The sequence below is a fragment of the Acidipropionibacterium virtanenii genome, from assembly GCF_003325455.1.
Classification (GTDB): Bacteria; Actinomycetota; Actinomycetes; order Propionibacteriales; family Propionibacteriaceae; genus Acidipropionibacterium; species Acidipropionibacterium virtanenii.
The window spans coordinates 763,020-783,546 of sequence record NZ_CP025198.1 but is presented as its reverse complement, the minus strand read 5'-3'; the positions used below and the strand labels follow the sequence as shown (position 1 = coordinate 783,546).

General features: G+C 67.6%; 18 protein-coding genes and 1 riboswitch. Of the genes, 2 read left to right on the top strand and 16 right to left on the bottom strand.

Features of this window, described 5'->3' with window-relative positions; all coding sequences use genetic code 11:
- Positions 1-65 precede the first annotated feature (65 nt).
- The 3 genes from JS278_RS03450 to JS278_RS03440 are packed head-to-tail and all read right to left on the bottom strand — an operon-like array spanning position 66 to position 3,903.
- Complete coding sequence (locus JS278_RS03450) at positions 66-1,130, bottom strand: ABC transporter ATP-binding protein (RefSeq protein ID WP_245935185.1); 1,065 nt, start codon at positions 1,128-1,130, stop codon at positions 66-68.
- Positions 1,124-2,833, bottom strand: coding sequence for an ABC transporter permease (locus tag JS278_RS03445; RefSeq protein WP_114043978.1), 1,710 nt, complete (start codon positions 2,831-2,833; stop codon positions 1,124-1,126). Before JS278_RS03445 ends, JS278_RS03450 begins: the two co-directional genes overlap by 7 nt.
- A 5-nt stretch (positions 2,834-2,838) precedes the next feature.
- Entirely contained in the window at positions 2,839-3,903 is a 1,065-nt protein-coding gene (locus JS278_RS03440; protein ID WP_114043977.1) for a thiamine ABC transporter substrate-binding protein, read from the bottom strand.
- A 38-nt stretch (positions 3,904-3,941) separates the two neighbouring features.
- Positions 3,942-4,059: riboswitch (TPP riboswitch) on the bottom strand.
- 41 nt (positions 4,060-4,100) lie between these two features.
- Between JS278_RS03440 and JS278_RS03435 the strand changes: the two genes are divergently transcribed.
- Positions 4,101-4,682: a nucleoside/nucleotide kinase family protein gene (locus tag JS278_RS03435; RefSeq protein WP_114043976.1), complete on the top strand. Its 582-nt coding sequence runs from the start codon at positions 4,101-4,103 to the stop codon at positions 4,680-4,682.
- Between the two features lie 74 nt (positions 4,683-4,756).
- Here the strand turns inward: JS278_RS03435 and JS278_RS03430 are convergent, their stop codons facing one another.
- The 4 genes from JS278_RS03430 to JS278_RS03415 all read right to left on the bottom strand — a co-directional run bounded on the left by JS278_RS03430 (position 4,757) and on the right by JS278_RS03415 (position 9,540).
- Complete coding sequence (locus JS278_RS03430; protein WP_114043975.1) at positions 4,757-5,443, bottom strand: rhomboid family intramembrane serine protease; 687 nt, start codon at positions 5,441-5,443, stop codon at positions 4,757-4,759.
- Complete coding sequence (locus JS278_RS03425; RefSeq protein ID WP_114043974.1) at positions 5,444-6,343, bottom strand: TIGR01777 family oxidoreductase; 900 nt, start codon at positions 6,341-6,343, stop codon at positions 5,444-5,446.
- A 46-nt stretch (positions 6,344-6,389) separates the two neighbouring features.
- Positions 6,390-7,874, bottom strand: coding sequence for a DHA2 family efflux MFS transporter permease subunit (locus tag JS278_RS03420; RefSeq protein ID WP_245935261.1), 1,485 nt, complete (start codon positions 7,872-7,874; stop codon positions 6,390-6,392).
- Between the two features lie 145 nt (positions 7,875-8,019).
- Entirely contained in the window at positions 8,020-9,540 is a 1,521-nt protein-coding gene (locus JS278_RS03415; protein WP_114046090.1) for an HNH endonuclease signature motif containing protein, read from the bottom strand.
- A 377-nt stretch (positions 9,541-9,917) separates the two neighbouring features.
- On the opposite strand from JS278_RS03415, the gene JS278_RS03410 reads away from it, so the two are divergent.
- The gene (locus JS278_RS03410; RefSeq protein ID WP_114043972.1) at positions 9,918-10,559 is read left to right on the top strand and encodes an NAD(P)-dependent oxidoreductase; all 642 of its coding nucleotides are present in this window, start codon (positions 9,918-9,920) and stop codon (positions 10,557-10,559) included.
- A gap of 100 nt (positions 10,560-10,659) precedes the next feature.
- Here JS278_RS03410 and JS278_RS03405 read toward each other — a convergent pair whose 3' ends face one another.
- The 9 genes from JS278_RS03405 to JS278_RS03370 form a co-directional block, all read right to left on the bottom strand.
- Positions 10,660-11,217 carry a hypothetical protein gene (locus tag JS278_RS03405; RefSeq protein ID WP_147243144.1) on the bottom strand — a complete coding sequence of 186 codons (558 nt, stop codon included), beginning with the start codon at positions 11,215-11,217 and terminating at the stop codon, positions 10,660-10,662.
- A 260-nt stretch (positions 11,218-11,477) separates the two neighbouring features.
- Positions 11,478-11,864, bottom strand: a complete 387-nt coding sequence (locus JS278_RS15790) for a hypothetical protein (protein WP_147243143.1) — start codon at positions 11,862-11,864, stop codon at positions 11,478-11,480.
- Positions 11,865-12,379: 515 nt separating this feature from the next.
- Complete coding sequence (locus JS278_RS03400; protein ID WP_114043970.1) at positions 12,380-13,162, bottom strand: DUF6339 family protein; 783 nt, start codon at positions 13,160-13,162, stop codon at positions 12,380-12,382.
- A complete protein-coding gene (locus JS278_RS03395) occupies positions 13,159-14,046 on the bottom strand; it encodes a hypothetical protein (protein ID WP_147243142.1) in 888 nt (295 codons plus the stop codon). The genes JS278_RS03400 and JS278_RS03395 overlap by 4 nt, the downstream gene beginning before the upstream one ends.
- Positions 14,046-15,860, bottom strand: a complete 1,815-nt coding sequence (locus tag JS278_RS03390) for a hypothetical protein (RefSeq protein WP_114043968.1) — start codon at positions 15,858-15,860, stop codon at positions 14,046-14,048. Before JS278_RS03390 ends, JS278_RS03395 begins: the two co-directional genes overlap by 1 nt.
- Positions 15,861-16,087: 227 nt before the next feature.
- Positions 16,088-16,858, bottom strand: coding sequence for a DUF6339 family protein (locus JS278_RS03385; protein ID WP_147243141.1), 771 nt, complete (start codon positions 16,856-16,858; stop codon positions 16,088-16,090).
- Positions 16,859-16,863: 5 nt separating this feature from the next.
- Complete coding sequence (locus tag JS278_RS03380; RefSeq protein ID WP_114043966.1) at positions 16,864-17,757, bottom strand: hypothetical protein; 894 nt, start codon at positions 17,755-17,757, stop codon at positions 16,864-16,866.
- On the bottom strand, positions 17,757-19,598 hold the full coding sequence (locus JS278_RS03375; protein ID WP_114043965.1) for a hypothetical protein: 1,842 nt from the start codon (positions 19,596-19,598) through the stop codon (positions 17,757-17,759). Before JS278_RS03375 ends, JS278_RS03380 begins: the two co-directional genes overlap by 1 nt.
- Positions 19,598-20,491, bottom strand: a complete 894-nt coding sequence (locus JS278_RS03370) for a PD-(D/E)XK motif protein (RefSeq protein WP_181833813.1) — start codon at positions 20,489-20,491, stop codon at positions 19,598-19,600. The genes JS278_RS03375 and JS278_RS03370 overlap by 1 nt, the downstream gene beginning before the upstream one ends.
- Between the last annotated feature and the right edge of the window lie 36 nt (positions 20,492-20,527).

The following is a 20,527-nucleotide window of genomic DNA, read 5'->3' as shown; positions in this document are numbered from 1 at the left end:
CGACGCCGGCGCCGCGGCCGCTGGACATGGGGCACAAGAGCTCCGCAGCCGCCGATCAGCGACAGCTACTGCCCGTGACGGGCCGCCGACCCTCCGACGTGGATCAGGGCGCCCGGGCTCACGGTGACGCGGATCCGCTCCCCCGGCCGGTACTCGTCCTCGGAGCCGGCCTCGGCGGTCCGCCCGTCGGGCAGCCTCACCTCCAGCTCCCTGCTCCCCCGGGCGAAGCGCGAGGCCACCACCTCGACCTCCAGACCCTCCGACCCGTTCGCCGGCCCCTCGGCCATCAATGCCCCGGCCAGCGCCACCCCGGCCGGCGCGTCGATGCCCGACACGGCGTCGCCGAACCAGGCCTCCAGCTGCGGTGCCCCCACCACCGGCCCCTGGCCCAGCAGCTCCACGACGCCGGTGTCGGCCGGGTGATGCCACAGCTGATCGGGGCTGTCGAGCTGCACCAGCCGCCCGCTCTCCATGACGCCGACCTGGTCGGCGACCGCGAAGGCCTCGTCCTGGTCGTGGGTGACGTGCACCGTCGTCGTCCCGGTGGCGGTGACCATGGCGCGGATGTCGGAGGCCAGCCGGGAGCGCAGCGCCTTGTCCAGGCTCGACAGCGGCTCGTCGAGCAGCAGCAGCCGGGGTTCGGCCGCCAGGGATCGGGCCAGCGCCACCCGCTGCGCCTGGCCCCCGGAGATCTCGGAGACGGCCCGGTCCCCGTACCCCTCCAGGCCGACCAGTTCCAGCAGCTCGGCCACCCGGGCGCGGCGGCGGGCCCGCGGCAGACGGTTGAGCGCGTAGCCGATGTTGCCGGCGACGCTGCGATGCGGGAACAGCTGCCCGTCCTGGAACATGAGGCCGAAGCCGCGGCGGTGCACGGGCACCGCGCCGACGTCCTCGCCGTTCCATCTCACGACCCCGGCCGATGGCCTCACCAGCCCTGCGACCGCCCTCAGCAGCGAGGACTTCCCGGAACCCGACGCCCCCAGCAGGGCCACGATCCGCCCGGGGGCGATGTCGAGGGACACGTGGTCGACGGCCGGCGTCGCAGCGCCCTCGTAGGTCACCGTCAGGTCCTGCACAGACAGGCCCTGCGACGGCACGGCCGGGGATTCTTCCGGGGACTGGTTCACCACGGGGTCACCTCTGCGGGTCTCATCGTCTCGGCGATACTCATGATCACCACTGTCATCACGGCCAGCAGCACCGAGGCCGCCATGGCCATGCCGTAGTTCTGCGCGCCGGGCTGGGATATCAGCCGGCCGATGGCCACCGGCAGGGTCATGTGGTCGGGCCGTGACAGGAACGACGTCGCCCCGAACTCCCCCAGCGAGGTGGACAGGGCGAAACCGACCGCCAGCCCCAGGCCGCGGCCCAGCACCGGCAGGTCGATGGTGCCCAGCACCCGCCACGGCGAGGCCCCCAGGGCGGCGGCGGCCTCCTGCTGGCGTGGGTCGATGCCGCGCACCGACGGCAGCAGCACCCGCACCACCAGGGGGATCGCCACCATCGCCTGGGCGATCGGCACCAGGATCGGGGAGCTGCGCAGGTCCAGGGGCGGACGGTCCAGGGTGATGAGGAATCCGAAGCCCACGGTCACCGCCGAGACCCCCAGCGGGAGCATGAACAGCCCGTCGGTGGTCGAGAGACCGGCACGGCCCCAGCGCGACGCCGGGCGCCGCGACAGCAGCAGCGCCACGATCGCCCCCAGGCCCACCGCGAGCACGGTGGCCTGGAGGGCGGTCGTCAGGGAGTTGCCGAGCGCCTGCCAGACGCTGACGATCAGGCCCGAGTCGCCCACGCCGCCCAGCGCCCGGTAGTTGCCCAGCGACCAGTCCTCGCCGACGTGCAGGGACCGTTCCAGGAGAGTGAGGATCGGCGTCAGCAGGAGCAGCAGCGCCACCAGGACGGTGAGGACGGCGGGCCCCAGGTCGCGGCGGGGGCGGAATCGCAGCAGTCTCGGCGTCGCGCCGCCGAGGCTGCGCTGCATCCGATGCTGGGCGCGCCCCGACAGGTACAGGCACAGGGCCACCACCAGCAGCTGGACGATCGCCAGGGAGGAGGCGGCCGGAAGGTCGAGGAACTCGACGGTCTGCAGGTAGATCTCGGTCTCCAGGGTGGAGTACTTCGTCCCTCCCATCACCAGCACCACGCCGAAGGCCGAGGCGCAGAACAGGAACACCACCGAGGCCGCCGAGGCGATGGCCGGGCCCAGCGCCGGCAGGGTCACGGTGCGGAACACCCGGGCCGGCGAGGCACCCAGGGCGGAGGCCGCCTCGCCGCGTCGCGGGTCCAGCTGCGACCACGTGGATCCGACGGTGCGCACCACCACCGAGTAGTTGAAGAACACCAGGGCCGCGGTGATCGCCTGCCAGGAGCCGTCCAGGCCGAGGAATCCCAGCCGGCCGGTGTCGGCCAGCAGGGTGCGGAAGGCGACGCCGACCACCACCGTCGGCAGCACGAAGGGCACCGACACCAGTCCGCGGGCGAGGGTGCGCCCGGGCCAGCGCACCCGGTAGAGCAGGTGGGCTCCGGGGACGCCGAGCAGCAGGCACAGGGCGGTGCCCAGGGCGGCCTGGCCGAGGGTGAAGCGGATGATGCGCCAGGTGCGCGGGGCGGCGAAGGTCGACGCCATCACCGACCAGGTGGGATCGCCGGCCTCGTCGACGAACCCCTTGGCGATGAGGTTGGTGGCGGGGGCGGCGAAGAAGACCGCCAGGAATCCCAGGGTCACTGCCCCGGCGAGCACCCAGCAGGCGCGCCACAGCCGCGTCCCGGCGCGACCCGAGCGGGGCCGGGCACCGGGATGCGGCCGTGAAGGAGCTGCTGTCGCCGCCATCCGATTCAGCCCTGGACGGTGGCCGTCCACTCCTTGACCCAGGTGTTGCGGTTCTTGGCCAGGGTCTTCGGGTCGACGGTGTAGGGCTTCGGGGACAGCGGGGCGAACTTGGTCCACTCGGTCGGCAGCTTCACCGAGGAGTCGATGGGGTACATGTACATCTGGCCGGGGATGTCGGCCTGGGCCTCCTTGGAGAGCAGGAAGTCGATGAAGGCCCTGGCCCCGGCGGTGTTCTTCGCCCCCTTGATGACGCCGGCGTACTCGGTCTGGCGGAAGCAGGTGCCCAGCAGCGCCGAGGTGGACGACGTCTTGCCGTCCTTGGAGACGGTGAAGGCCGGGGAGGTGGAGTAGGACAGCACCAGCGGGTACTTGCCCTTGCCCTCGCCGCCGGAGAAGTCGACGTTGTAGGCGTCCTCCCAGCCCTTGTCCACCTTGAGGCCGTTGCTCTTGAGCCTGGACCAGTAGCCCTTCCAGCCGGACTCGCCCTTGGCGCCGACGGTGGCGGCCAGGAAGGACATGCCCGGGGAGGAGGTGGCGGGGCTGGGGACGACAAGGAGGTTCTTGTAGGCGGGCTTGGCGAGGTCGTCGAGGGTGGTGGGCCTGGCGAGCTTCTTCTGCGCGAACCAGGCGTCGTCGGCGTTGATGCACACGTCGCCCTGGTCGACGGGGGTGAGGTTGTTGCTGGTGGACTTCGCGGCGGAGGTGGCCGAGGAGGGCAGGGCCTTGGAGGTGTAGGGGTCCACGACGCCGGCGTCGACGGCGCGGCTGGAGAAGGTGTTGTCGATGCCGAAGACGACGTCGCCCAGCGGGGAGTTCTTGGTGAGGACGAGCTGGTTGACGACGGCGCCGGCGTCGCCCTGGGCGACGAACTTCGGCGTGTAGCCGGTCTTCTTGGTGAACTCGGCGACGACGTTCTTGCTCATGGCCCACGAGTCGTGGGTGATGATCGTGACCTCTTTGGAGGGGGTTTGCGACGACTGGCCGGACTGGGAGCCCGTCTGACCGCACCCAGCCAGGGCGAGAGTGGTGAGCAGCGCCAGGGCGATACGGCCCCTGCGGTGGTGGAACATGGATCCTCCTGTTTCAAGGAGGGGCTGGGCTCGGCGGCCCGGAGAGGTGCTCGACTCCCTACGCCGGTTCTGTCCTCGCATTCCGAGGCCCGGATCAGGTTCGAGGGTCTGCCCGTTGGGCACTCTCAGCGATTTCTCGCTCCCCTGTCGACCCGCCCGACCATACCAGTGATCCTGTCGAGGATCTCGTACAGTGAATGGCCGTGCCCCTCACGCTCGCGGCCGGCAGCCCGGACCTCCTCGACGCCCTGACCGCCCGCATCCTCGCCGATGCGCACGGCTCGCGGCCGGTGGTGATCCTCGACGGCGGCTCCGGATCGGGCAAGACGACCCTGGCGAACCGGCTGGTCGCAGCGCTGGAGGCGGCATCCGGGAGCGCCTGGCAGCTGGTCCACGACGACTTCTACCCCGGCTGGGCAGGGTTGTCGGCAGCCTGGACGGTGATTCCGGGCGAGATCCTCGCGGCACACGATCCCGGATACCGAATGTGGGACTGGAAGGCCGGCGCTCCCGGCGAGCGGCGTTCCCTCGACCCGCACCGGCCGATCCTGGTGGAGGCCTGCGGCGCGCTGACCCCGGCGTCAGCAGCACTGGCCACCACCACGATCTGGATTCAGGCCGACGCGGCCGTCCGGAAACAGCGGGCCCTGGCCCGTGACGGGGACATGTTCGAGCCGTGGTGGGCGCTGTGGGCGGTGCAGGAGGAGCTGCACCGGCTCCGTCACCGGCCCGGGCACCTCGCCGACGTGCGGATCGTCTGCGAGGAACTGTCGAGTTGATGCTGAATGACGGACATCAACTCGACAGTTCCTCGCAGCCCTGAGCCGGGAACGGGCTTGAGCAGACCAGATTCTCAGCCCGCGACTGTCGTGAACGCGTACTTCAGCACGATCGCCAGGACCATGACCACGGCCAGGGTCCCGAGCGCCCACCAGGTGAGGGACCGCTTCCCCCGCTGCACCCGCTTGGCGTCCTCGAAGAAGACGACCCCGCAGACCGCACCGATCGCGAACCCTCCGACGTGGGCCTGCCAGGCGATGTCGGGGATGAAGAAGACCAGCGCCACGTTGAGCGCCAGCACCATCCACAGCGATCTGGTCGATCCGCCGAGACGCCGCTGCACCACCAGCAGGGTGCCGAACAGGCCGAAGATGGCCCCCGATGCCCCGACCACCCCGTCGTACCAGCCGGGGACCAGTGCGCCGCCGGTCTGCGACCCGGTCGCCATGACCACGAACAGGGCTCCCCCGGCCAGCGCCGAGAGCAGGTAGCTGGCGAGGTACCGTCCTCGTCCGAGGAACCGCTCCAGAGCCCGGCCGAGTGACCACAGCGCGAACATGTTGAACCCGATGTGGGTGATGTTCGTCGAATGGGCGAATGCGGAGGTGAGGAACCGCCACGGCTCGGCCTTCCCGGCGGCGGCGCTCAGTGCGATGTCGTTGACGAAGTCCGGGATGGCCAGCTCACCGAGCCAGACCACCACGCAGATGCCGATGAGGGTCCAGGTGACGACCGGGATGTATCCGTCCCGCCTGGCCATTCAGCGCCTGCCCTTCAGGGCGGTGGCGATGGCGGCGTCAATGGTGGGGTCGGCGAACTCGAAGCCGATCTTCGCCAGCAGGTCGCCGCGCACCCGCTGGCCGGTGAGCAGGGCCTCCTCCACCAGCTGGGTCCCGAAGACGAGTTTGGCCGCCGGCGTCGGCAGCGGCATGAAGTGCGGCCGCCGCAGGGCGCTGGCGTAGGCGTCGATGAAGTCCGAATTGGGCACCGGTTCGGGGGCGACGAGGTTGATCGGGCCCTGGACCCGGTCGTCGGTGAGGGCGGCGATCATCGCGGACACGTGGTCGCGCAGGCTGATCCAGGACAGGTACTGCCGGCCCGATCCCATCCGCCCGCCGAGTCCGAGCCTCACCAGGGGCCGCTGCTTGGCCAGGAACCCTCCCATGGGGGCGATCACCTGGCCGGTGCGCAGGGTCACGGTGCGCACGTCCTCGGGCGCCTCATGGGCGACCGTCTCCCAGCGCAGGCAGACCTCGGCGAGGAATCCCTCCCCGGCGTCGTCGTCCTCGCTCACCCACTCGTCGCCGCGGGGGCCGTAGTAGCCGACCGCGGAGCCGTTGAGGAAGACCTTGCAGCGCTCGGAGCTCTCCAGGGCGCGGGTGACGATCCGTGTCGTGTCGACCCGGGAGGTGACGATGCGGTACTTGCGCTCCTCGGTCCACCGGCCCCCGGCGATGGGTTCGCCGGCGAGGTTGATCACGGCGTCGACGTCGTCGAGGAAGGGCGGGGCGATGGAGAGAGTGTCGAGATCCCAGCGGCGGTCGGAGGGCTGGATGGGCTCGTGGCGGGTGAGGGTGACGACGTCGTGGCCCTGCCTGCGCAGCTCCTGGACAAGAGCGGTCCCGAGCAGTCCGGCGAAACCTCCGATGGCGATGCGCATGGGGTCAGTCTATGGAGGCGTCCATGGGCCGCGCCGAGCCCCGGCCTCAGACGCGGGATCCTCGGGAGTATGCGCGGAACAGAAGGGCGCAGACGGTGGCGCAGGCCGCGCATGCGGCGGGCAGCAGCAGCGAGTCCCCCAGGCCGCGGGCCAGGTCGTGGCGGGCGGCGACGCGGGCGTCCATCATCATCGCGATGAGCGCGGAGCCGAGTACCGAACCGACCTGACGGACGGCGTTGTACACCCCGGACCCGGCCCCGGCGTCGTCGGGACGCAGGTCGTGGGTGCAGGTCAGGGAGATGGGCGACCACATGTGGGCGGCCCCGATGCCCATCACTCCCGCCAGGATGCAGAACACCCAGAAGGCGGTGGTGCTGTTCATGGTGAGGGCCCAGCCGAGGTTGGCCAGCGCCGTGAGTCCGGTGCCGACCATGGCGATCCGTCCGGAGCGGAACCGGTTGAGATGTTTTCCGACCAGCGGCGAGAGCACCCCGGAGAACAGGGCGGTGGGCACCAGGACCAGGGCCGCCATCGTCGGCGAGAGGCCGCGGGCCTGCTGGAGGTAGACGGCGGTGGGCAGGCTCATCGCGGTGACCGTCATGCCGACGAAGAAGATCGCGAGGTTCGCCAGGGTGAAGTTCCAATTGCGGAACAGGCCGAGTGGAAGGAGCGGGTCGGAGGTCTCGGCCCCCTTGGTACGGCCGCCCCGGGTTCTGGACCATCGGGTCTGGGAGATCACGAAGGCGCCCATGATCAGGACGCCGAGCCCGATGAGCAGGGGCACCGAGAGGATGCCGGAGATCGTGCCCCAGTCGAACCGCTCGCCCTCCTGGATACCGAAGACCAGCAGCGCCATGGCGATGCCCGAGAGCGCAACGCCCACCCAGTCGAGGCTGCGGGAGCGGCGCTCCAGCTCGGGAACGGCCACCCATGCGCGCCACATGCCGAAGATGCCGACCGGGACGTTGACGAAGAACACCCATTCCCAGCCGATGGCGTCGACGAGCAGGCCGCCGAGAATGGGGCCGACGAAGCCGGCGACCCCGGCTGTGGCTCCCCAGATGCCCATCGCGGCGCCGCGGCTGCGGGCCGGGAAGAGCCGGGTGATGACGGTCATCGACTGGGGGCTCATGAGTGCGGCACCGATGCCCTGGAGGGCGCGGGAGGCGATGAGCATCTCGATGTTGACCGACAGCCCGCAGGCCAGCGAGGCGACCGTGAAGATCGCCATTCCGGCGAGGTAGACGTTGCGCGGGCCGAAGCGGTCGCCGAGGCGTCCGCTGATGAGCAGGGGGACGGCGTAGGTGAGCAGGTAGGAGCTGGTGACCCAGACGCCGCCGGTCAGATCCGTGCCGAGGGCCCGGATGGTGGCGGGCAGGGCGGTGGTGACGATCGTCTGATCGACCATCAGCATGAAGAATCCGATGATCACGGCCCACAGGGCCGACCATGCGCGCTTGACGGTGACCTCGTGGCCGAATCGGTCGCGGGCAAGGTCGGACGCCGGCTGGTTGGAGGCCTGCTGGTTCATCGACGACGTCTCGGGCCGGTCGCTCGGCTGGGAGTTCTGTTCGTCTCGCTGCTGGTTGCTCGGCGTGGGGGACGCGCTGGGTGTGTCTGGCATGGCGCGGGCAAGCCTATGCCCCGCGACCGGCGGCCGACCCCGCGTTCGGGTGTCAGGCGATGAGCGTGCCCTGGGCCCCGGTTTCAGTTTCGGGCTGGTGGGCGGAGTCCTCCCCGGCATCCGGGCCGGGTGGGAGGTCGTGGCGGAGGCGTCGGGGCGGGTGGACCTGGGGCCGGCCGGTGTCGGGGTCGAAGGTGATGCGCCATTGGTCGGCGGCGGGAGCGAATCGGTGGGGTTCGATGACCCCGTGGTGATGCCTGCAGATCAGGACGAGGTTATTCAGGGAGGTGGGTCCGCCGGCCCACCAGGGGATGACGTGGTGGGCCTGACAGGCCGGTGCGGGAACGGTGCAGCCCGGGAAGACGCACCCGGAGTCCCGCAGGGTCAGGGCCTTGCGGATCTGGGGCGTCACCAGCCGGTGCTCCCGTCCCACATCCAGGATCTCGGAGGCCTGGCCGAGAACGGTCGGCAGGATCCCGGCGTCGCAGCAGGCCAGACGCACCTGGGAGGCCGCAACATCGGCGCCGGTCTCGGTGGTGCCGGTCACCGCGGTCCGCAACCGGGCGACCGACACCTCATCCAACATGGTGCCGTCGGGGCGGAGGCCGGTGGCCGCCGCCTCCACAGCGAGCTGCAGGAGCCTCGTGTAGTCGAGGGTGACCACGACCCGCGGCGCCTCACCGCCGGCGACCGGGACCTGTCCGGCGCTCTGGAGGGCGGTGACCATGTCAGTGATCGCGTCGGCCTGCCGTTGGGCGGTGGTGCGGGACTCCCGCTCCCCCAGGACGGTCCGCGCCGCGAAGTACTGGCCGGCACTCAACTCCCCCGTGGCCCTCTGCGCCTTGAGGGTCTCGAGTTCGCGGCGTTCGTCACCGCGCCCCCGTTCCACGCAGGCCCCGACGACTGTGCGCAGCAGGTCGCCCTCCATCTGCGGCAGTCGTCCCCAGAAGCGGACCGAGCCCCGACCGTCCTCGACGAAGGTCAGTTCGCGCTCGCGGACGGCCCGGCGGCGGCGCCGTTCGGCCTCGGCGGCTCGCCCGTCGGGGGTGGGGGCCAGGTCGGGGGCCACCTGCTCCAGCACTCGATCGGCGGAGCGGGCGATCTGGCCGGTGGTGGCCCCACCGGCGGCCTGATCGATCAGCCTCTCGGCGGCGGCTCGTCGTTGCGCCTCACTCATGTCGTGGCGCGGAAGGTCGCGCAGCACGGCCCCGGCCGCGGCGGCCTTGTTCGGTGAGACGGTCCCGGCCAGGGCGGCGTCACGCACCCGGGGGTCGGCGGTGATCCGGCCCGCCTGATGCACCAGCCCGTTGGCCTCCGAGGAGCTGCGGCCCTCGGTGACCGCCAGATAGTCCGACAGCGGGGTGCCGGCCGCCTTCTCGGCCGCGCAGGTCTTGGCGGCCCGGTCCGTCCACACGGCAGCCTCGGCACACATCCGATCGGCCAGGCGGCGCATGGCCCTCATCGCGGCCAGAGTCTGGGCGGGGTTCATAGTGGCGGCGCAGCTGCGGTCGAGGAGATCCAGAGCCTCCTCGATGACCTTCACGGTCTGCCACACGTTGCGTTTCCCACTCATGTAGACACTGTATTCGACGAAGGTGAAAGAATCCATAGTCTCTTCCTAAGAATCGATGCCATTGATTCTTAGAACAGGACCTTGACAGGTCCGCCCGGCGTGTGCTTCCGGCGTGTGACGTAGTGTCGAGTTGATGCGTATCGGTGGTGGGGGTTGTGTCGGATTTATGTGAATTGACTTCCCGGTTGGCGACGTTGGCGCCGAATATGGACGTCGGCGCCAATTCTCCGAGGTGACGTCATCTTTTGGGGCCCACGTGAAATCCCGCAGCATGAGGATGGAGGGGGACCTGCCCCGGCGACTAGACTTGACCACCCGTCGCTCAAGGCCACAGGCGCGTGAGGAGCTGACCCCACAGGCCGGAGAGGAACTGCAGAATGACCGCACCCAACGTCAACCACATCCTGATCGCCGGGGTCGGTGGGCTTGGCACCAGCATGGTTCACGAGGCCCTCGAGCGCGAGCTCACCGTGTCCGTCCTGGTGCGCGACCGTGGCAGGCTCCGCACCCGCCTGGACGCCGGCACCATCGCCAGGCTCTCCAGGATCACTATCGGCGATGCAACCAATCCAGCCGCCCTCGACCGCGCCATGCAGGACGTCGACGTAGCGATCTCCGGGAATGGCGCTCACCGGAGGATGGCGCTGGCCATGGCCGAAGCGGTCAAGCGCAACGGCGTCCAGAAGTTGGTCTGGCCCGCCGGCGGCTCCAACGCAATGGATGAGGACGGAGTCACTCCCGCGTACAAGAGGCTCCTGGACTCGTGGCCGGGGGCCGAGCAGGCCTACCTCGCCCACCAGGCCTGTATCGATGCCATCCGAGGGGCCGGCATCAACTACGTTATCTTCGGCCCCGGGCGCATGACCCCTGCCGGTCACCGCAGCCCCGACGTCGCAGCGACCGTGCGCATCAATCGCGTCGCCGGAATGTCCATCTCATACGAGGACGCCGCCTGGGTCATGCTCGAAGCGGCCACCACCAACGGCTGGGATCGGGAGCTCGTGAGCGCCGCGACATGACGCGCTGGCGAACAGGTTCCAAGGCCCTGTACAGCGACGCGCCTGTTGGAGCCGAAGCCAGGCACGCATTCCGGGAATCTTGAGACTGGACGGTCTCAGGTCAGGAGGGTCTGACGTTGACCGACAGGAGTTCGCGCACCGGGAGGGTCCGTGACGCCGTGCGGGTCATCGGGATCGTGCCCGACTGTCCCAACGCGCTCCACGACACCGTCCACGACGCCGTGGCCCGCACCTGGCGATCGCCGCGCTTCTGATACCGGTACCCGCAGTCAGGAGACTCCGCCCGCGGCTCAGCCGACACCGGACGCCGGGTCATCGACGTGCACCGGACCACCGCCTCCCCCATATCGAAACTGACACCGGTGCGCACCGCCGTGATCGAGACCGTGACCCCCTGATTCGACGCGGTCGACGCCACCCGGGCCGACGACCCGTCATAGAGCCACAACGGCTGACCCACCGCCACGATGTGCCACCGGTTCACCGACGGGTCGGGATCGATACCGACACTCGGCGCCGGGAGCCTCACCGAGGCCGCCGCCGAGATCGCCCAGGCCCTCACCTGCGCCGCGGACGGGCCCGAGGCCGCTGCCGCCGGCGCTGCTGCCGGGTCCGGCTCGTACAGGACGCCTTCCCGCCCACCATTGCCATTGGTCACCGCAGCCCCACCCCCACCCGAGGACCCCGACCCACCACCAGCACCGCTCGAGGAACTGCCACCACCACCGCCACTCGGAGCAGGACCAGAACCCGACGACCCCGACCCACCTGAACCCGAGGAACCACCACCAGAAGAGCCAGACTCGGTCCCCGTAACCGAAACCGCATCTCCGCCCGCCACAGCATCAATGGACGACTCCGCCCAAGCTGCTGACGCACTTACGACCAGCATCGCCAGGGCTGAAAATAAGGCAGCAATCATGCGTCGCACGTCGCCACCTTCTTCGAGTTGCCCTCGCTGATCACAAGAGACCCGTTACGCCGATCCAATTGAAAATTGTCACGGCGAAGCGTCCCCTTGTCAACAACCTTGCCGCTAGTGTCGACAAATGTCATCGACGTCAGGTCCATACACGCATCGATTGAAATAGCGTGAGACGCACCCGGATCAACCCGAGTGATAGTTGTGACTCGCCCGGATGATGTTGGAGTTGCATGATATCCTTGTTTTCGCGTATGAGTGTAGAGGTTCAGCATAGCTTGCTCATACTCACCAGACACGATGGATTTCATGGCTGCGGGAAGTTTGGTCCCCCCACCCTGCTTATTCATTTCAATGATTTGATCCAAGTACTTCGCGTACACCGCCTTGGCCTCCGTGAACAGCGGATCCTCTGATGGTGTCGGAGTCGGCGTCCCTGGCGATCCACTCGGCGTCACCGTCGACGCACCAGAACCTGACCCCGCCGGCGACGCCCCGGCCCCGGCGTCACCCCCACCGCACCCCGCCGCCCCGGCCGCCATCACCACAGCCAGCCCGACAGCCACCCAGCGCCGCACGCCGACAACACGCACCCGTCCTGTCGACCGCACGCTTCCCGACCGCGCACGTCCCGACCACACCGCCCACCCCTCAGCCCGCACCATGACCGAAGAATGGCAGACGCACCGCAAGAAACTCCAGAGTCTGTCCAGAAATCTGTGGACAACTCCCGAAATTGCCGCCGGTCGGCTCCCGCCGGTCGACCCCCTCCGGCCGGCTCCCGCTGTCCGGCATCACCACGCCCGCACATGACACCGCCCCGGACTCCACATTGGGAATCTGGGGCAGCTCAGATCAGAGCACAGAGCTCAAACAATGCACGAAGGCCAGAGCCCGATCACACTCCGCGACGGGCCCTCCGCCGCACGATGCTCGAGGCCTCCTCCTCCACGAAGTCGTGGATCTCGTCGTCGGTGAGAATGTCCAGCAGCATCGAGCCGGTCCGGGCCGATAGCAGGTTCATGAACTTCCGCGCGAACTCAGAGCGCCCCCCGGGCTGGTCGGCGCCGTACTTCACCACCACGGCGGCGGCCTCCCGCACCAGGCGGCGGTCACGCGCCACGGACGCGCGATCCTCCAGCAGGCGTCCGAACTCCGCCTCGCCCATCAGCGGGTCGGCGCTCTCCATGACGTCTCCCAGTACCGTCCAGCGTCGCCAGGCGAGCTTGAGGTAGTTGCGGTCGCGATTGCCGGCCTGGCTGCCGATCCAGCGGTCGGCGGGCAGCCGGAGCTCGCCGACGATCGTCTCTCCGGGCCACCTGGCGTAGACCAGATCCGGGAAGACCCGCAGTGACAGGAAGGACCACACGCCGTCGTGGGCGGCGTCCGAGGGGATCGGGTTGATCACCTCGGCCAGGGCCTTGCCCAGCGTCATGCCGTAGCCGTCGCGTCCGGCCTTGGTGGTGAGGTCGAACCCGGACACGCGGGCCACCACGCCGTCGCGCCAGGCATCGATCTGGGCGGCCGGGGCCAGCGGTCCTGCGGCGGGATCACTGGTGGTGATGTGAGTGGTGTCGACGAGGTACTCGGGGGTCGCTCCCTCGCCGAGGCGCCGGGCGTGGTCGGCCAACAGCTGGATCGCCTCACCGGCCCTCAGCCGGGGAATCAGGACGCTGCTCACTTCTTCTCCTTGAGGAAATCGGTTCCGGCCTGGAGCAGCGCGAAGACCCGCCCGGGATCGCTTCGCAGCAGGTCGACGGCGCCGCGGAGGGTGACGTCGAGGTAGGTGGCGCACAGCTCCTCGAGTGCCGCTCCGGTGCTGCCCTCGTCGAACTCGTCGACGGCGTCCTCGGAGGTGTTGAGCGCCACCGACATCAGCATCTGCAGCAGGATGTCGCGGATCATGATCGGCTGGGCGATGGTGTTCTCGGCCCCCAGCAGTGCTTCGGCGGCCGGATGGTCGCGGTTGACGAAGAGCCTCACCGATCCGAGGAAGGGGGCGTTGAGGTCCTCGGCCTGAAACTTCACCAGCCAGGCGCTCCCGACCGGGAACTCGCCGCCGCGGAACTTCACGGCCTCGACCGGGAAGAGGGCCGAGTCGCCCTCCAGCCGGAACCGGTACAGGTCGTCGCTGACGAACAGTCGGCTGCCCTTGAGGTAGGCGGCCCGGTTGTTCCCTGCGGCCCCGTCGGGCCCGTCCAGCACCACCTCGTAGCGGACCTCGAGGTCATTGGCGGTCTGGCCGGCGGGCACCTCGACGGCGATGTCGACGGCCCTCTGGTCGACGCCGACGGGCTTGGCCCACAGGTATCGGCGTCCGGTGGAGGGGCAGTCGACCCGGAGCACGGCGAGCAGCCGGCGCATCCCGTCGTCGGCGCTCAGGCCGCTCTGCGAGATGACCTTCTCGGGGTCGATCGTGACCCTGCCGTGGACGGTGGAGTCGGTGACGTAGTTCCATCCGACGACGTGGTCGCCGGGCCCGAACCGTCTGCCGTCAACCTCGAGGGTCGGTGCGTCGTAGCTGACGGCCGGCGGCAGCACTACCCGGAATGGCAGCAGTCTCATCAGGCATCTTCTCCCAGGAATGTGCAGTCGATGGCGACTCCGTCGGGGTAGCAGACGTCGACGGTGAACGTCTCCCCGGAGCGCACGCGGATCCCGTCGTTGTCGTACTTGACGCCCTCCGACGTCGTCCATGACCCGATGTAGACCTCGTCTGGATCGCCCAGGGAGTTGCGCCCGTCGATCCCGATGTCGAGCTTGGGCGTGACGCGCACGTAATCGCCGTCGGAGCGGGCGAGCAGGGTGATCCGGGTGGTGGCGGTCGTCGGGTCGCCGTCACCGGACGGCGGTACCAGTTCGTATCCGGTGACCTCGACCTTGGAGGTCCGGGCGCGGACGTCGCGGGACTGCCTGCCGGGCTTGGACCCGGCGTCGGGGGAGGTCTTCGCGACCGGCCGGGAGAGCACGCCCAGTGCGGTGGCGAGCTGGCTGGTGCTCTCCTGGGGAGAGTCGTCGATCGCGTCGGCGGGGGCCAGGAAGGCGCGGACCTCCTCGCTGACCCGTCGCAGACCGGTGTTGACCAGCCTCTTGTTGGCCGATTCCAGCGAGTTCGGGTTCCAGGAGTCATGGGTCGGGGGTTCGGACGCCGAGAAAGCGCCGTCGAGTTCGCGGACCGGCTTGAAGACGCCGACCCACTCCCCGATCATGTTCCGGTAGCTGGGGTATTCGCGATCCTCGACGACGAGTTCAGCCTGATTGCGCATCATCGTGACGCGGTTCTCATTGCTCTTGAACGGGTCGCCGGGAGGCACCGCACAGGGGGTCAGCGCCAAGTGCCCGACCAGTGTCTTGGGGTTGCGGCACCAGATCTCCTCGACGGCGACCGACGGGTCGACGTCAACGCCGGCCTCGACGCCGTCACCCGCCGCCTGGGCGCGGCGCACCGCCTGGAGGCAGGCCTCCTTGGCGGCGACGACGCGGGAGTCCTGGGCGTCGGGGATGCGGAAGTCGCGTCCGTCGACGGTGATGCTGATGTCCATCCGGCGCCACGGCGGCTGATCGGCCACGCGCTTGGCCCACAGGTTGACCGGGACGGCGGTGCGGGACTCGGCGATGAAGGCGTCACGGCCGTCCTCGTAGGCCGGGGAGAGCACGAGCAGCGAGGTGCCGGTCTCCTCGGGACCGAAGGTGCGCTCGAACACGGCCTCGCCGATGGCCCGGGCGTCCGCCCCGCGGACGGGCTGCACCACCGAGGAGTCGGTGGGCCCGGACCGTGCTCCCCACCACTGCTGGCCGGTGTAGCGCCGGTTGCCGATCTGGAAGTTGGGGTTGACGGCGGCGGCGATGAGCCGCTCCTCGTACTGCCCGGGGGCGTTCTGGATGCGGGTCCAGATGATGAGGGTGCCGCAGGTGGAGGCGCGGAATGCGGCTGCCTTGCCGAATCCGTAGGTGCCGCCGCCCAGTGCCCGGCTGCGCGGGGCGCCGACGGTGAGCACGAAGTCGCGGTAGTTGGTGGGGTCGTTCTCGCCGACCTGGGAGTCGTTGTTGGTGGGGCCGTCCAGGCCGCAGGTGCCACGATCGTGGATCTCGATGGCCTCGACGCCGTCGTCGGCGAGCGCCGCGGCCAGGCCGGAGCTGGGGCTGGTGCCGGTGAAGACGTGGTCGCGCAGGATGGCGGCCACTCTGCCGTCGATGCGGCGGAACCGCATCTGGTACTCGGGGACCTTTCCGTTCAGGCGCGCGTCCCAACTGTTCTGCGCGGTCTCGCGCAGCAGCAGGCTGGGCGTGGCGACACTGGTCCCCAGCAGTTTCTTGGTGCCGTCGCCGGCGATGTCGCCCGGCCCGAACGGCTTGGCGATCCAGTCAAGATCGATCATCTACTTCGTCCTCGTCCCATAGCGAAGCGCATCATGGCTGCCACCGGGGCAACACGGCTCAGGCGCAAGATCCATGCGCCCAAACTTAGCCCCAGCGCCCGGCCAGTTTCCAGACGGGCCCACCTGTCGGACCGGCTCCCCGCAAGCAAGTAGACTCTGTCAACTGGCCGTCGTGCACAGGGCCCTCCCCTTCAGCCGTCGCGACCCTCCGACCTGCCCGAGGCCGGTCACCCCACGGCGCGACGCGCCTTGGAGCGCACCACCCCGGCGGCCTCCTGTTGCACGAAGTCGCGGATCTCGTCCCCGGAGAGGATGTCGAGGTACAACGATCCTGTCTTCATACAGACCAGCTTCATGAATTTCCGTGCGAATTCCGACCTTCCACCCGGCTGGTCGGGACCGTACTCGAGGACGACCTTCGCTACCTCGCGAACCAGCGGCTTGTTCCTGGCCACAGCGCTGCGCTCGAGCAGTGCCCCGAACTCGTCCTCACCGAACAATGGCGAGGCGGTCTGCATGATGTCGCCGAGCAGAATCCAGCGCCTCCAGGCAAGCTTCAGATAGTTCCGGTCACGGTTCCCGGACCCTCCGATCCAGCGATCCACGGGGAGTTTCACGCTTCCCTGCGACCTCTCCCCCGGCCAGCGACCGTGGACGACATCTGGGAAGACCCGTAACGACAAGTAGGACCAGACACCGTCGTGAGCTGCATCCGCCCTACACGGATTGATCACTTCGGCAATGGCGCGTCCCAGAACCAGGCCATGGCGCTGACGCCCGTCGAGCGTGGAGAGATCAAGACCAGCCAGGCGCGAGACGATCTCCTCACGCCACTGCTTGACCTGCTGCCGTGTCGGTGCGGAACCACCAGTCGGGTTGGCGACACCGAGGTCGTCGGTGTCGACGAAATCCGATGGGTCGCCACCCTCGCTCAAGGCCCTCGCATGCGTTGAGAATTCCTTCATAGCCTCTGAAGACCTCAGCCGCGGAATGAGCATCCCCGTCATCGTTTCTCAGCCCCCTCGAGAAAACTGGTGGATTCTTGGAGCTGCGAGAACACCCTGTACGGCGTCTCCCGGATGTCGTTCACTGCCATCTGCAGAGGCTCGTCAAGATAATTGGCGCACAACTCGTCAAGAACCGCACCCGTGCTCCCCTGCGGGAAATCATCGAGAACCTCATCATCGTTCTGTCGCGAGGCAACCGTCACGAGCATCTGGAGGAGGACGTCGCGCATCAGCACCGACTTGGCCGGGCCGGTACCCGTGTCGATCAGCTGCTTCGACACGGGATGATCCCGATTTACGAAGAGACGCACCGAGCCCATGAACGGGGCAATGAGGTCCTCTCCTTGGAACTTGATGAGCCAGGCGCTCCGGGCCGGGAACTCCCCGCCACGGAAGCTCACCGCCTCGACGGGAAACAGTGAGCCGTCGCCTTCGAGCCTGAATCTGTACGGCCTGCCACCGGCATAGAGACGACTGCCCTTCAGGTGCGCGGCGCGATTCGATGTCGCCTCACTGTCCGGTCCGTTCAGCACGATCTCATATTGAACCTCAAGCTCCTCCGCGACCGTGCCAGCAGGAATCTCCAGAGCGAGACTGACGTCGTGTCGGGCGAGATCCATCCTGGAGAGCCCGCTGAACCGCTCTCCCGTGGCAGGACAGTCGGCACGAATGACTGCCGTCATGCGCCTCAGCTCGGAGCCAACTAGGCCACTCTGCACAATCAGCTCCTCCGGATCATACGCAAGCCGGCCCTCGACCTTCATCTCGGTGAGATAGTCCCAGCCCGAGATGTCCTCGCCGGCCTCAAAGCTCTTTCCCCTCAACCACATACGAGGGACCTGCTCCTCGAGCGTGTCGTCCTGTAGGGCCCGGAACGGCATGACCCTCATCAGATATCCACCCCTTGGAAGCTGCACTCAATCGCAGCATCGCGGGGATAGCAGATGTTCACAGTGAACGTCTCTCCAGATGCGACTCTAATCCCATCATTGGAATAGCTCACACCTTCCGAGGTCTCCCAGGAATCGACAAATACCTCGGCATCCTGAATATTCTGATTCCCTTCCACCGCTACAGAGAGCTTCGGCGTGACGTGAACAGCCTTGGCATCCGATCGTGCCAGGAGGGTAAACTGGGTCATTTCGGAGTTTGGATCCGATCCAAGTCTTTGGGGGAGCAGCCGATGAGATTTCACCTCCACCTTCGAGGACCGGGTGCGCGTACCCCCACGCTTACTTTTCACTCGTTTCCTCCCCTTCCCCCCTCTTCCCCCAACCACGTTCTCCGGTTCCATGGCAGGGGCAACCAGATCACTCAGGGCAGCAGCCAACTCACCAGCCGAAGACTGGTCCTTGACAACCTCAGGATCCGGCTCAGGAGCGAGGAAGCTCTGCACGGCCTCTTTGATCCTAATCAAGCCCATATTGACGAAAGTCTTCTTGTATCCCTGTAGGGCGCCAGGGTTCCACGTGTCGTGCGTGGGTGGCTCCGATGCGGAGAAAGCCTCATCCATCTCCAGCTCGGGTTTGAAGACGCCCACCCACTCACCTCGTCCGTTCTGAGTCTTGGGATAGTCCCGCTCCTCGACGACCAGTTCGGCGCTGCTCCTCATGAGCGTCACAACGTTCACAGCGCCGGGCTCATTGAACGGGTCTCCGGGTGGTACAGCAAGTGCAGTCATGGCCAGTCGTCCGATCAACCTCTTCGGCCTGCCGCACCGGATCTCCCGGTCCTCGACGAGCAGATCCGCGTTCGGCTCGCCCGCCTGTAGCTTCCGGATCGCTTCAAGACAGCGTTCCTTTGCTGCGACGATCTCTGACTCTGCAGCCCCCACGAGCTTCTGCAGTCGCCCGTCGACGACGATGCTGATGCCCATTCGACGATCTGCTGCCTGACCTTCTATCATTTTCGGCCACAAGTTCCGGGTGGCCGCTTTCGCGATCTCCTCGATGAAGGTGACACGTGCCATAGCATCGTCATTTCCGTCCTCGAACAGGGGATTCAGCACCATGATCGATGTACCCGTCTCGTCTCCGGTGAAGCGCCTCTCGAACAGCGACTCACCCAGTCCGTGAGCGTCGTCGTCCAGAACCGGTTCGACCCGGGGCATCCCGTTGAACTCCTCACGGCGGCCCCACCACTGCTGTCCCGTGTACCTGACGCCGCCTTCCTCGAAACTCTTGTTGACTGCGATAGCGATGAACCGTTCCTGGAACTGGCCAGGCTGCGGTTCGATCCGAGTCCAGACGAGAATGGTCTCATGCCGACTGGCACGAAAGGCTGACGTCTTCCCGAAACCGTATGTTCCGGCACCATACTGCTGGTCACGCGGTGCGCCGACGGTGAGGACGAAGTCTCTGTAGTTGGTGGTCTCCCCCCTCGGCGCACGCTTGTCATTGCGTGTCGGGCCGCCAAGGCCGGTTGTCCCACGATCGTGAATCTCGATCACCTGCATCGAAGGTGCATGCAGCCTCTTGTCCAGCTCAGATCCCAGAGCAGTCCTCGTGAAGACTTGCTGGCGAAGGATCCTCATCACCCGCTCATCCAAGGTTCTGAATCGCATCTGATACTCAGGGACGTGGCCCTTGCGACGTGCATCCCAGCTGTTCTGTGCGGTCTCCCGAAGAAGGAGGCTCGCTGGCGCAACGCTGGTTCCCAACAGCTTCTTCGTGCCGTCACCCGCGATGTCACCGGGCCCGAAGGGCTTGGCCACCCAGTCGAGTTGGATCATCAGTCGCTCATCACCTTGTCCAGAACCGTATCGAGTTGATCGTCCAGCCGGCCGGGCGCGGACACCAGGTCGAGTGTGTACCGCACCTTCGTGATGGCATCGCGCCACTCAGTGGGCAGATCGCCATACCTCAGTCCTGGGAACTCTGGCGTGACCCTCCACGCGGAGACGTCCGTGGATACCGCGTATCTCACAGAATCGTGACTGTCTCTGACATTGAGCCCCGCATCCCTCACCTTCCGGAACAGAGGCCACTGCGGGACGCCGAGCCCGACCAGCTCATTGACTTTCTCGCGTATGCTCTGACCGTCGGGACTGTCGACAACGTTGAGCCTGATCAGCGTCAGGTCATGACCGTCTGTCACATCCAGTTGACGAAGGCTCGAGATGTCGACGATGAGTCCCTCCTTCGACGAGGTCTTCACCTCGAGATCCCCGTTCACAGTCGTGAAATCGTGGCAGTCCCCTTTCGGACCGGTCCAGATGTCCACCGCGAACTGGGGGTTGCGACGCGCCAGCCATCCCAGCACGACAAGCTCCCCGAAAAGCCCACGGCTGGCCTCGGGGCTCATCTCCTTCGCCGGCCGGAGGAGACGCCGCCATTCCTCAAGAGCGTTCTGAATCTCGGCAGGCGCAGAGATCACGTCCGCCGACAGCCGTCTGATGATGTCGTCGGCAAGAGCCGCGAACACGTCGCGGTGACCATCGGAGACGCAGTGCAGGTCCAGGTATCTGACGCCGTCGTCCCTCCTCTCATCAAGGTTGAGGGACTCCCCGATGATCGGCTTGAAGGCGTAGTCCTCGTCGATCGGCAGGAGGAGATGCCGATGGCTTTCCCGGTCGACGGCGTACTGGAGCCCGTACGCCTGTCCTGGCACGGAGCGCTTGATCATCCCCGAACTGGTGTCTCCGTAAAGGTGCGACAGCAG

Coding starts and splice junctions, on each gene's coding strand:
- JS278_RS03415 (WP_114046090.1), bottom strand. CDS start 9,540: ATGAGTGGGAAACGCAACGTGTGGCAGACCGTGAAGGTCATCGAGGAG.
- JS278_RS03380 (WP_114043966.1), bottom strand. CDS start 17,757: ATGAGGGTCATGCCGTTCCGGGCCCTACAGGACGACACGCTCGAGGAG.
- JS278_RS03375 (WP_114043965.1), bottom strand. CDS start 19,598: ATGATCCAACTCGACTGGGTGGCCAAGCCCTTCGGGCCCGGTGACATC.
- JS278_RS03370 (WP_181833813.1), bottom strand. CDS start 20,491: ATGATCAAGCGCTCCGTGCCAGGACAGGCGTACGGGCTCCAGTACGCC.
- JS278_RS03435 (WP_114043976.1), top strand. CDS start 4,101: ATGGCCGTGCCCCTCACGCTCGCGGCCGGCAGCCCGGACCTCCTCGAC.
- JS278_RS03385 (WP_147243141.1), bottom strand. CDS start 16,858: ATGCTCATTCCGCGGCTGAGGTCTTCAGAGGCTATGAAGGAATTCTCA.
- JS278_RS03430 (WP_114043975.1), bottom strand. CDS start 5,443: ATGGCCAGGCGGGACGGATACATCCCGGTCGTCACCTGGACCCTCATC.
- JS278_RS03395 (WP_147243142.1), bottom strand. CDS start 14,046: ATGAGACTGCTGCCATTCCGGGTAGTGCTGCCGCCGGCCGTCAGCTAC.
- JS278_RS03440 (WP_114043977.1), bottom strand. CDS start 3,903: ATGTTCCACCACCGCAGGGGCCGTATCGCCCTGGCGCTGCTCACCACT.
- JS278_RS03410 (WP_114043972.1), top strand. CDS start 9,918: ATGACCGCACCCAACGTCAACCACATCCTGATCGCCGGGGTCGGTGGG.
- JS278_RS03390 (WP_114043968.1), bottom strand. CDS start 15,860: ATGATCGATCTTGACTGGATCGCCAAGCCGTTCGGGCCGGGCGACATC.
- JS278_RS03425 (WP_114043974.1), bottom strand. CDS start 6,343: ATGCGCATCGCCATCGGAGGTTTCGCCGGACTGCTCGGGACCGCTCTT.
- JS278_RS03420 (WP_245935261.1), bottom strand. CDS start 7,874: ATGAACCAGCAGGCCTCCAACCAGCCGGCGTCCGACCTTGCCCGCGAC.
- JS278_RS03445 (WP_114043978.1), bottom strand. CDS start 2,833: ATGGCGGCGACAGCAGCTCCTTCACGGCCGCATCCCGGTGCCCGGCCC.